Consider the following 11,329-nt stretch of genomic DNA (forward strand, 5'->3'; position numbering starts at 1 on the left):
ATTCGGACTTCAAAGAATTCCGTGTTTGCGGAACACTTCGCCCATGGGAATTCCGCGGGCGAGGTCGGCGCGGGCAAGATTCTCTCCCGCTACTTTTTCACGCGCCAGACGGACTGCTTCCTTCAAAGCTTCCGCCGGAATGACGACCACGCCATCCTCATCGCCCAGAATCCAGTCACCGTGCCGGATTTTGACCCCGGCGATTTCGATGGGTTCAGCGATGGCGACCATGTCCGCCCGTCCCTTGCTATCGGCGGGATGGTAACCGATGCCGAAGATCGGAAAATTCAAATCCTTGATCTTCCACATGTCGCGCGTGCAGGCGGTCATCACAACGCCCCGCACGCGTTTGGCGACACACGCCGTGGTGAGGAGTTCACCCCAAAACCCGCACGTTCGTTCCTCGCCCGCGTCCACCACAAGCACATCGCCCGCTGCCATCGCCTCCACGGCGGCAATCTCGAGCTTGTATGGTTCCGCTGTCGTCGAATCCACCGTGGCCGCTCGCGCCGGAAAGACACGTCCGCACACGGCTCGCGCCGGAGTCAACGGGCGAATCGAAGCCGGCAATGTCTGCTGACGGAAGCCCAGGCCATCCAGAACGTCGCAAACCACCGCGGTGTACAAAGTGGCAAGCGCGTTCCCGGTGTCGGCAGCCTGAGGTTGCGATATCATGGGTGAAAACTGAGTGTGACGCTATTGATCCAGTTCGGTGAAGTCAAGGTTGTGCGAGGTCGTTGCGTGAGGTCGAAGTCTAATCGGGCTGTGGGGGAATCATCGTTTGACTGGACAGCGAATTGAGCTGGTTGCTAGATTCACGGCCGAACCTTACCAACCAAACTAAAATCTATGTCACCATTTACCGCTGAATTGATTGGCACAATGATGCTCGTCATCCTGGGGGATGGAGTGGTCGCCAATGTTTTGCTAAATAAATCCAAAGGGCAGAACTCCGGCTGGATAGTGATCACCGCTGGTTGGGCCTTTGGCGTGACAGTGGGCGTCTATTCGGTCAACTCGATCAGCGGCGCGCATCTGAATCCGGCGGTGACGATCGGGCTGGCGGCCATCGGGAAATTTGCGTGGAGTAGCGTGCCCGGATATGTCGTCGCGCAAATGATCGGCGGATTTCTTGGCGGAACGATTGTCTGGCTGGCGTATCTGCCGCATTGGGAGGAAACCAAGGATCAAAGTTTTAAACTGGCTGTGTTCTGCACCATACCCGCGATTCGCAAACTGCCGATGAATCTCCTCACGGAAATCATCGGCACGTTTGTTTTAGTCCTGGGCGTCCTGGCCATCCTATCCCCCAGCAATCTGAAGCCCAATTCCGGTTTCGACACGGGCTTCGCTCCGTTTTTGGTTGGCGTGTTGGTCTGGTCGATTGGGTTGTCACTCGGCGGGCCGACCGGTTACGCCATCAACCCGGCGCGCGATCTCGGTCCTCGGCTCGCGCATTTCTTTCTGCCCATCGCCGGCAAGGGCAATTCGGATTGGAGCTACGCCTGGATTCCCGTCGTCGGCCCGGTCATTGGTGGGATTCTGGGGGCGTTGTTTTATAAAATGTGTTGGGTTGCGGCTTGACGCACCACTTCATCAATCGAAGGAAGGACGATATGAAATACATTCTCGCCCTGGATCAGGGAACGACGAGTTCGCGCGCGATCATTTTTGATCACGCCGGTTCAATCAAATCGGTGGCACAACAGGAGTTCCGCCAGATTTTTCCGCAGCCGGGCTGGGTCGAGCACGACGCGAATGAAATCTGGTCCACGCAAACCAACGTTGCCGCAGAAGCGATTCTTAAGGCCGGTCTCATGGCCAAGGACATTGCTGCCATTGGCATCACGAACCAGCGCGAGACGACGGTGGTGTGGGACCGCAAAACCGGAATTCCCATTTGCAACGCGATCGTCTGGCAAGACCGGCGCACGGCAGCAATGTGCGATCGGCTGCGCGCGCGCGGACTGGCGTCGATGATCCGCCGCAAGACCGGACTGGTCGTTGATGCGTATTTTTCCGGCACAAAGCTCCAATGGATTTTGCAGAACGTGGAAGGAGCGAAGAAAAAAGCGCAACGCGGCGAACTGGCTTTCGGCACGATTGATTCCTGGCTCGTGTGGAATCTCACCGGCGGGAAAAATCATGTCACCGATGTCAGCAACGCCTCACGCACGATGCTGTTCAATCTCAAGACCTGCGATTGGGACGACGAACTGCTCGACATTTTTGGCGTGCCGTGGTCGGTCCTGCCGGAAGTCCGTTCGTCGAGCGAAGTGTACGGCGAGACTTCATTCTTCTCTGGATCGATTCCCATTGCTGGCATCGCCGGTGATCAGCAGGCCGCACTCTTCGGCCAGGTCTGCACGCAGCCCGGCATGGTCAAGAACACCTACGGCACCGGCTGCTTCATGCTGATGAACACGGGCACGAAACCGATTGCGTCGAAAAACAAATTGTTGACGACGGTCGCGTGGCGAATTGGCAACCGCACGGAATACGCGCTGGAGGGAAGTATTTTTATCGCCGGCGCGGTGGTGGAATGGTTGCGCGATGGACTGGGTATTATCCGATCATCAGCCGATGTTGAATCCCTGGCAGCGCGAGTGCCGGATACCGGCGGCGTTTATTTGGTGCCGGCGTTTGCGGGACTGGGCGCGCCGCACTGGGACCAATACGCACGGGGCACGATTGTCGGCATCACGCGGGGAACGAATGTCTCGCACATCGCGCGCGCGGCGCTGGAAGGTATTGCCTTTCAGGTCGTGGACGTGCTCAAGGCGATGGAAGCCGACGCGGGGATTCGATTGAAAGAACTTCGTGTGGACGGCGGCGCGTGCGCCAACGATCTGCTCATGCAGTTGCAGGCGGATTTGCTGGGCGTGCCCGTCGTGCGCCCGAAAATTTCCGAAACCACGGCACTGGGTGCGGCGTATCTGGCAGGGCTGGCCGTTGGCTATTGGCAAAATCAATCTGAGATCGCCGAGCAGTGGCGGGCGGATCGGAGATTTGTTGCCGCCATGAAACCAGCCGTTAGAAAAAAACTTCGCGACGGCTGGGCCAGGGCGTTGACGCGCGCCAAGTCGTGGCAGGTTTGAGGTGCGCGATCAAATTGGCTAGCGACAACCACCAATCGCCGTTCGTTGGGAAGCATTTTCAGCTGGAGCGAGGCTGTGCATGAAGTGCCAGCCGCAGCACATCCAAACAATCTGCGGCTGGTCTGCGACACAGCCGCGCTCCAATCGATTCGCATTCAATGCCTAATTAGGATAATATCGCTGCGTCGCCTTGCTGGCCAAAAGCACCACATGCTTTCCTAGCAACTCGACCGCGCTTTACCAGAACGATGAGTGATTATCCGCTTTGTCGCGCAAAAGATTCGAGAGTCATCTCATTGGTGCTGGGTAGCGAATAGTATTTGGAGTCCCGAAATTCAACTCGCCATTGAATCAATTCTTCAAGACAATATTGGTAAGTTTGGCCAAGATTTCTCAGAGAATGCGCCGCGTTGTTTACACGACGTTGAGGAAGTTCTTACAAGAATCCCACCATCTGCAGCAGAGGAGCTTTTAGAAAAATACTGGATTCACTTCGGTAAAACGAGATACTTCGTTACTTGCGCTCTTCGAGTTGGGACGCCTAAATGCCGAGAACTCGCGTCACAAAGCATCAATGCGTGTCCAAAGGAAATAAACTTACTCCGTTTTGTTTATATGCACATGGGTCGAAGGTTAGGCGAAGATGACAACCCCGTTTTTAGATCAGCCCTCCTAACGAGTTTAGAACCCCATCTGGACCGACTTGGTCAGGAGGACATCAGGGGCTTTTATTACGAAATGAAACGTGGAGCAGACTACGAATGGTATAAAACATTTCTCTCCGGGCGATTATCTCCAGAACAACATGCACATCTGTTTCCAAAGGATGAGGATTTAGCAACTGAACTGACCGGACTGGAACAGCCGAACAGAATTCCTCGCTATTGGTTGGAAGAGCTGGAACAGAGGAGAGTCCCAGTGGAACGAATTTGGCCGATTTTGGAAAAGTGGTTTATGTCAACCCCATCAACTAAACGCGCAGAAATTGTATTTGAAATCATCGAAGTAGCAGGAACGCGCCGCGAATTAGCACTATTGGAGCGCGTCTCGAAGTTGCTAAACACTACGGAGAATAATCGGGCAATTGCAAATGTCAGTTTTTCTGTTCGATTGAGAACGTTATTGTGATGATGAATTACGAATCCACCCAAGAATTTCCGCTGAAGCGGAAGAAGTTCTTTCGGACAGCCACCCTAACTTAAACTACCCGCGCGGACCAAGAGATTAATCCGCCTGCGTTTGCGGTACTCAAAGGCTTGGCAAACGAAAGCCGGTGGGTAAGCTGTCGCACGTGACCAACCTTGCTCGACTCAACGATAGAACGAAAGGACCAGGCTATTTATGAAAAGGCATTCCCGCTCGCTTCAAATCGCCAGCCTCATTTTGCTCGCGCTAACTTTTGTCTCCGCCGCATCCGCCGTGGGCGTGAGGGTGACCGACTCCAGTCCCTTGCTTGCCAAGGCGGAGTATTTGCAAGACGACCTGATTGACAAACATTGGTTGGAGGGACTTTATGTTTCGATTGTGCCGTCGGCACCGCCGGGAACGAAGTTGACGCACACGGTCAACGAACCTGGAAACGTCATTCATGCCGGCGTCTGGACGGGGCGTTATCTGGCTGGCGTCGGTTATCAATACGCAGTCACGCAGTCACCGGCGGTCCGCGTACACGGCGGGCGAATTTTGCAGGCTTTGCGCATCCAACAGGAAGTCACAGGCAAGCCGGGGTTGCTGGCGCGCGGTTATGTCAGAGGCCACGGCCCGGTCGAAGGTTGGGAACGCAACGGCCAGGATTCCATCGAATGGCATCAAGGGCAGGGGAAGTATGCGGACTATCGCTGGCACGGCGACGTGAGCGTGGATAACTTCAACGCGGTTCTTTACGGCTACGCGATTTATTTCGATCTGGGCGCGGACAGCGAACAGAAAAAATTCATCGCCCACGATGTGGACCAGTTGATGACGCACGTGCTCGACAATCAGTGTCGCATCATCGACGTGGACGGCGAAGTGACGCGCTATGGTCACATCGGCATGGACCCCGATCCATCGCGCGACGATTACTACAACAAACTCTACGCGCCGTTGCTCAAGCGGATGGGCCGCGAAAATGAGCCGTGGAAACCTTCGTTGCGCGGTTCGCTGATGTTGCTCCCGGATTTGCTAATCGCGCATCACATTACGGGCAAGGATCGTTATCTGGATTTTTACCGGAGCGTCGTCGCGCGGTGCAAGGACAACCCGGATTTGCGCCGCGAGAGCGGGCCGTTTTCCTTGGAGCGACTGGCGCGCGTCAATCACAGCAGCGAGGGACAGGCTTATGAAGCGTTGTTCAATCTCATCCGTTACGAGCACGATCCCGAGCTGCTCGCCAAATATCGTCCGTGGGTTTCGGATCTTTGGGATATGAACTGGATGGAAGGCAACGCGCTCTTCGCCTACATGACGGCGGCGTTGCTGCCCGAATATCGCGATCCGACAAAACCGGGAGTGTCGGCGGCGACACCAAAAGATTTTCCGCACGGCGAGGAAGGACTTCGCCTCGCGTTGAAGACGATGAAGTTGTTTCCGGTCAACCGCGTTTTGACGCCGGTGATGAACTCGTTGCGAACAGACATCGAGCTAAATCCCCATACCGGCCAGCGCGGAAAGGAAAGCGCAAAGCCGCTGCCGATCAACGAGCGCCCATTGGACAACGAATACTCGTGGAAGGGCAACCCCTATCAATTGGACGGCTGGCTGAAACCAACGGTGACGATGTATCAAACATCATGCGACGATCCGCAAGTGGCCGCGCTTTGTGACAGCAGCGGTCGAATCTTCACGACCTTTAACGGCGGCGAGGTTTGGCGTGACCGCAGCGTTGGCCTCATGGGAGCAAGCGTCCAAAACATTGTTGCCTCGACCAACCGAACGTTCGTGCTCCACGCGCAGACGGATAAAGGAGTGTTCATCACGCGCGACGGCGGCATGAGCTGGCGCGCGGCGCCGGCGGATGACAAACCGGAATTTCCAAGACCAGACTTTAAGGAATGGCAGCGTTTGCCGAACCGTCGCCTATTTCGCATCAACGAGGAGAGCGAACTGGTTTTCAGCAAGGACGGCGGCAAGACCAATTCGCCCTGCATGGGAGGATGGCGTATCAAACGCGCGAATTCATTTTTTGTGACGCCGCAGGGTCTTCTCGCCAGCGGACCGGGCGGCTGTTATGAGAGCAAGGACGGCGAACGCTGGAAGGAACTGAAACTCTGGCCCGACCAGGAAACCGGCGCGGCGGATTTTGTGCATGCTTATTGGATGGGACGCTATTACGGATTCATCGGAAAAAATGATTGAGGTCATGAAGCGAATGTAGCCGTCGACGTGAGGAGGCGGGGCGTTGTGTATCCGAAGGACAGGAATCCACTTCGTTACCTCGGTGGCTACGCCGATGATTGCTCAGTAAAGCATCTTTGATTTTATGGGCGCGGCGGATTTGCCGAGAGGTGCGAGGAACTGTTGCGCGCCGGCAGCCATCAGATTCAATTCGGCGACCGCTTGGAAAAAGAGAAAACCTTGCGCCATGAATTTTCTCGCTTCGTCGGGAGTGCTCACAATCGTGCCGAGAAATTTGCCATGTTTCTTGGCGGCGGCGACAATCTTCGCAATGGCCTCCTCCAGCTTGGGATGATTCTGCTGGCCGCGTAGGCCAAGCGAAAACGAAAGGTCGCTGGTGCCAATAAACATCACGTCCAGTCCCGGGGTCGCGGCGATCTCGTCAATCTTGTCCAACGCGCGCGCTTCCTCGATGGTGGTGATGACGACGATGTTCTTGTCGGCGAAGTCATAATAGCCTTCCGGCGCGGGCCAGCGGAAGGTAGCGAGTCGCGCGCCGGAGCCGCGACGTCCAACGGGCGGATACCGACAAGCAGCAACGGCCTGGCGCGCAAGTTCGGGCGTGCTGCTGAAAGGGAACACCACACCCAACACGCCGGCGTCGAGGACACGCTTGGCGGTCCAAATCTCATTGACCGGCACGCGCGCGAAGGGGACGGCCGGCAATCCGCGCGTGGCCAACACCATGTTGCGGACTGTTTCCAGCGTGATGGGCGAGTGCTCCATCTCCAGCCAGAGAAAATCAAAACCCATGCTGGCCGCTTGCGCCGCGACTTCGACGCTGTTGACGGTGATGGTGATGCCGAAGACCGGTTTGCCTTCGTGCAAAAGTTTTTTCACCGGGTTTTCCCAGGTGGACGGTTTGTTCGCGGCAGCTTTAGTTGACATAAATTCGATTTTGCAGGTTGGAACGCATGGCAGGAACGTCCGAAGCGTAATTGCAGAGAATTCCTGACACGGCGCCCGCTCCTGGCACACGATGAGGTGAGATCCGGATTGTCCTCAATTCTTTAATGTTCGAGGTTATTTCTGGTTGAAGCCGGTGGCGTAGCGGAATGATTCCACGTAGTGCCCGTCCTTCTTCTCGTGCTTCATGTGGTAGTAAGACTTGAGCGTCGCCAGATTTTTGGGATCCCAGTCGGGACGATACTTCGTTTCAGACGGCTCGAATTGACTGACCTGTTTGGTAACCGCTTCGACTTTCAATTCAAAGGTCGAGTCGATGTTGATGTAATAATTCGCCTCGTTCGTGGTCGTGTAAAAAAAGTAAAGGTTCGGCACGGTGTACGGCTGTAACTTATCGACCAGCAAGTGTTCGGGATAATAAAGATGAAACTCTGCCGCGCGGACCGCGTCAATGGTGTTGAACGCGGCCATGCGATGATCGGTTTTGTGCCAGCGCTCATACCACTCGCCGGGATCGACGGACAAGACCGCGTCGGGGCGATATTGGCGGATGATCTTCGTGACCTGACCGCACAACATTTTTGGCGGGACATATTCGAGTTCGCCGTCATCGTGGCCCAGCCAGATGATGTTTTCCTTGGGAATGCCCAGCACAGCGCAGGACGCTTCCTCTTCGGCCTTGCGGATGCGCGCCAGTCGCTCGGAAGTCATGTCCTGATCGTAACTGCCTTTGTTGTCATTGGTGTAAATGACAACGAAGACGCGATTTTTGTTCTTCGACAACAGTGCCATGGTGCCGCCGACCGCGAATGTGTCGTCGTCGGGATGGGGCGTAAAGATCATGACGGTCTTGTTGGTGTAATTCTCAAGCCGCTCGGCGGGCTCGGCGTTGGCGGCCAAGGACAGCAAGAATGTTGTTAGAATCAGTAACGTGATTTTCATTTTGTTTTCTCCTTTGGGAATGAGTTGAAACGATTTGATTTTCGCACGCGGTTACGGCATCGGAACCACGTGTTTACGGTGATGGCACCGGTGTGAGTTTGCCGAGCATCTGGTAAAGTTTCACGATCGCATGGTCAACCATCGCTTCGCCGGCACCCACTTCGGTTCGCGTCGTCAGGCTGTTCGCGCCGTAGCCACCTTCCACGGCGGCTTTGATGGTTGGGAAATAAGCGTAGTAGCCGTTGGCGTAACCAACAAAGAACGCGGCGGGAACTGGCGAACGCGCGCGAAAATCCATCGCGAATTCTACGAACGGCTCACCCGGCATTCCCATCAACGCGATCTCGTCGTTGATCAGAACGGTCATGACGGGGCAGGGGATGGGCGAGACCAAAGAACGCCGATAATATCCTGCCGTGGTAGCGTCCACTCGCTTTTCCACCAGCGCCATGACTTTCTCAGCGTCCCAGCGCAAATCAAATTTCATCGTGTCGAGCGAATACTTCAACGACGGCTTATCGGGCGCTTTCGTGGTGATGCTGTGGGCGACGCGCACCGCTTCTTTGCCCACTTGTTCGCCGGTTTCCTTCATGAGGCGGTCGGCGTCTTCGTTGAGCGGCGTTTTGTCGAAGTAAGGATTGATGTCGCCGGGTGCGGCTTGCAGGAAAAAACAAATCGGCGACTTGTCAAAACTCTCTTCGACAAACTTCGCCATCGCGCCGGGATAATCGGCTGAATAGCGCAAATTGTCCGGGCCAAATACCACGGGATGACAGGAATAGTTGACGAGAATCGCCAGCGGTTTGCCCGATGCATCGTCCACACGGATGATGCCGACGCTCGGGTCAACGGGGCTGGTCGGAATTTTCGTCGCGTTGCGCCAAAGCATTTTCACGCTGCCATCCGCCTGGACGTAACGCCGGTTGTGTCCGATGGACGTCTGTCCGTAACCCGTGCCGATCCGGGCGGCGACCAGCCGACCGCTGGCCTCTTCGATGGCCCTGGCAATTTTATCATTCGCTTCGGTTTCCCACGGCGGAATTTTTCCTTCCGGATAACTGTCGTCGATGACCGGCCCGGAGTGCGTGTGCGAGGCCATGAGAAAAACCTGATGAACACCCGCCGAACGTTTCACCCGTGCGAGGAGAGTCTCCCGGAACGGCGGACCGAATGGCCTTCCCAAGTCCAGCGTGATCAGCGCCAGCCGGTTGCTGCCGTCGTCCAGCACCAGCACTCGCGCGAACAGTGGATCGAGCACGGCCGTGGCGCCGCTTTTTCGGTCTGAATAACCCCAGAGCTTGTATTCCAGTGGCGGCGTGATGTCGGTTCGTGCCGCGGCGGCCTTGAATTCTGCGGCGTTGGAAATCTCGGCGGTCATGATGATGACCAACAATGAAAGAAAGCGTTGGAGAAGGGAATTAGTTTTCACACGCCCTTTATTCAGAATCCGGCGTGATTGGGCAATCATTTTTCACGCGCCATACCGCTTTGAGAAAATTAATTGCCGGATTGCCCCTCACCCCGTCCCTCTCCCCATCCGATGGGGAGAAGGTGGTCGAAGGTCGGGTGAAGGGTCCGCGTATTCTTAACCGGAAATTCATTTTGGCAATTGGCCTAACTTTTAAGCGGCGTTCGATTGATGAAATCCAGAATGTGCCCGGCGATTTCCTCGCCCTTGTCCTCCTGCAGAAAATGTCCCGCCTCTTCGATCGTGATTTCCGGTTGTTCGCGTGCAGTCGGAATGAGCCGTCGGAAGAAACGGTCGCCGCCACGGGTCACCGGATCACCATCCGAGAACATCACCAGCGCCGGTTTGTTCCAGCCGGCGAGTCGGCGGCGCGCCTCTTTCATTTCTGCGGCGCCGCCCATGTCGGTCGAGATCGGAACGAGGCGCGGGAAAGCATGCATGCCCGCTTTGTGCTTGCGGTCCGGGAAGGGCGCGTCATAGGCCGCCAGCACTTCAGCCGGAAGATTCTTCCCCGTCGCGCAGGCGTTGCGCACCACCGTGCTGGCGACCAGTTCCGGTGTGCGCAGCGCGAAGCTGCGCCATGCCATGAAACCTTCCGACATTTTCTCTTCGCCGGTCGGGAGGCCGGTGTTCATGATCACCAATCGCGCGAAACGCTCAGGATGATTCGCCGCCACCGTCAAGCCGATCAATCCACCCCAATCTTGACACACCAGCGTGATCTGGCGCAGGTCCAGTTTCTCGATGAACGAAACAATGGTGTCGAAGTGCAACTTGAAACTGTATTCCTCCATCTCCGTAAACTTGTCCGAGCGACCAAACCCGATGAAGTCTGGCGCGACCACCCGCATCCCGGACTTGATGAACGGCGAAATCATTTTCCGATAGAGATAGCTCCACGTCGGTTCACCGTGCAGACAGAGGATGAGTTGCCCGCGCCCTTCGTCCAAATAGTGAATTCGAAGCCCGTTGATTTCCACGAAGTGTGGCGCAAAAGGAAAACCGGGCAGGTTTACAAAACGCTCCGTTTGGGATTGAACGATGGCCATGAATTTCGTGCCATTTCTAGTCAGCCTCGAAACGCCAGGCAAGAGTTTTTCTCATACAATCGTCGCGGGCGAATTCCTTTGCACCTGATGAGGAGACTCGCTGCGTGCAGAAGTTCCGGCGGTTTTCCGAATGGTTTTCCCGGGTCAACGCCTGTCTGAAGCCTTGCAAAATGCACGGCCTGACCTTGCATTTTGCACGATTTCCACGGCCCTCATCCCGCGGCTGCCACAGCCGTAATCGCGCGAAGTGCTTGATGAACAGGCATTGGAACAATTGCCAATGAGGTTGGTACGAAAGGCGCTTTTCGCATTCTAAACCTAAATCAGATGAAAACTCCTAATTGGCTGACTGGGCTGCGCAGTTTACCAGCTTCGCGTTCCCTGGCTCACGCGTCGCTGCGCCCATGGCATCAACCCGCAATGATCGGCGTCGCGCTTGCTGCGACCGCCCGTCCATCAATCCTCGATTCCTGGACTCCACCCAATGCACC

General features: G+C 55.9%; 9 protein-coding genes. 4 read left to right on the forward strand and 5 right to left on the reverse strand.

The window, feature by feature from the left end:
* Positions 1 to 9: 9 nt before the first annotated feature.
* Positions 10 to 675, reverse strand: coding sequence for an RraA family protein (locus tag HY298_15860; protein ID MBI3851730.1), 666 nt, complete (start codon positions 673 to 675; stop codon positions 10 to 12).
* A gap of 174 nt (positions 676 to 849) precedes the next feature.
* On the opposite strand from HY298_15860, the gene HY298_15865 reads away from it, so the two are divergent.
* The 4 genes from HY298_15865 to HY298_15880 all read left to right on the forward strand — a co-directional run bounded on the left by HY298_15865 (position 850) and on the right by HY298_15880 (position 6,434).
* Positions 850 to 1,584 carry an aquaporin family protein gene (locus HY298_15865; GenBank protein MBI3851731.1) on the forward strand — a complete coding sequence of 245 codons (735 nt, stop codon included), beginning with the start codon at positions 850 to 852 and terminating at the stop codon, positions 1,582 to 1,584.
* Positions 1,585 to 1,616: 32 nt separating this feature from the next.
* Positions 1,617 to 3,098 carry a glycerol kinase GlpK gene (gene glpK / locus HY298_15870; protein MBI3851732.1) on the forward strand — a complete coding sequence of 494 codons (1,482 nt, stop codon included), beginning with the start codon at positions 1,617 to 1,619 and terminating at the stop codon, positions 3,096 to 3,098.
* A 252-nt stretch (positions 3,099 to 3,350) separates the two neighbouring features.
* Positions 3,351 to 4,226: a hypothetical protein gene (locus tag HY298_15875; GenBank protein ID MBI3851733.1), complete on the forward strand. Its 876-nt coding sequence runs from the start codon at positions 3,351 to 3,353 to the stop codon at positions 4,224 to 4,226.
* A 213-nt stretch (positions 4,227 to 4,439) separates the two neighbouring features.
* Positions 4,440 to 6,434: a hypothetical protein gene (locus HY298_15880; protein ID MBI3851734.1), complete on the forward strand. Its 1,995-nt coding sequence runs from the start codon at positions 4,440 to 4,442 to the stop codon at positions 6,432 to 6,434.
* Between the two features lie 102 nt (positions 6,435 to 6,536).
* Here the strand turns inward: HY298_15880 and HY298_15885 are convergent, their stop codons facing one another.
* The 4 genes from HY298_15885 to HY298_15900 form a co-directional block, all read right to left on the reverse strand.
* Positions 6,537 to 7,361, reverse strand: coding sequence for an aldolase (locus tag HY298_15885; protein ID MBI3851735.1), 825 nt, complete (start codon positions 7,359 to 7,361; stop codon positions 6,537 to 6,539).
* 135 nt (positions 7,362 to 7,496) lie between these two features.
* Positions 7,497 to 8,321, reverse strand: a complete 825-nt coding sequence (locus HY298_15890) for a PIG-L family deacetylase (protein MBI3851736.1) — start codon at positions 8,319 to 8,321, stop codon at positions 7,497 to 7,499.
* 73 nt (positions 8,322 to 8,394) lie between these two features.
* Positions 8,395 to 9,750 carry a neutral/alkaline non-lysosomal ceramidase N-terminal domain-containing protein gene (locus HY298_15895; protein ID MBI3851737.1) on the reverse strand — a complete coding sequence of 452 codons (1,356 nt, stop codon included), beginning with the start codon at positions 9,748 to 9,750 and terminating at the stop codon, positions 8,395 to 8,397.
* A 185-nt stretch (positions 9,751 to 9,935) separates the two neighbouring features.
* Positions 9,936 to 10,838: a haloalkane dehalogenase gene (locus HY298_15900; GenBank protein ID MBI3851738.1), complete on the reverse strand. Its 903-nt coding sequence runs from the start codon at positions 10,836 to 10,838 to the stop codon at positions 9,936 to 9,938.
* Positions 10,839 to 11,329: the final 491 nt, after the last annotated feature.

Source organism: Verrucomicrobiota bacterium, from assembly GCA_016200005.1.
In the GTDB taxonomy this organism is placed as follows: domain Bacteria; phylum Verrucomicrobiota; class Verrucomicrobiia; order Limisphaerales; family PALSA-1396; genus PALSA-1396.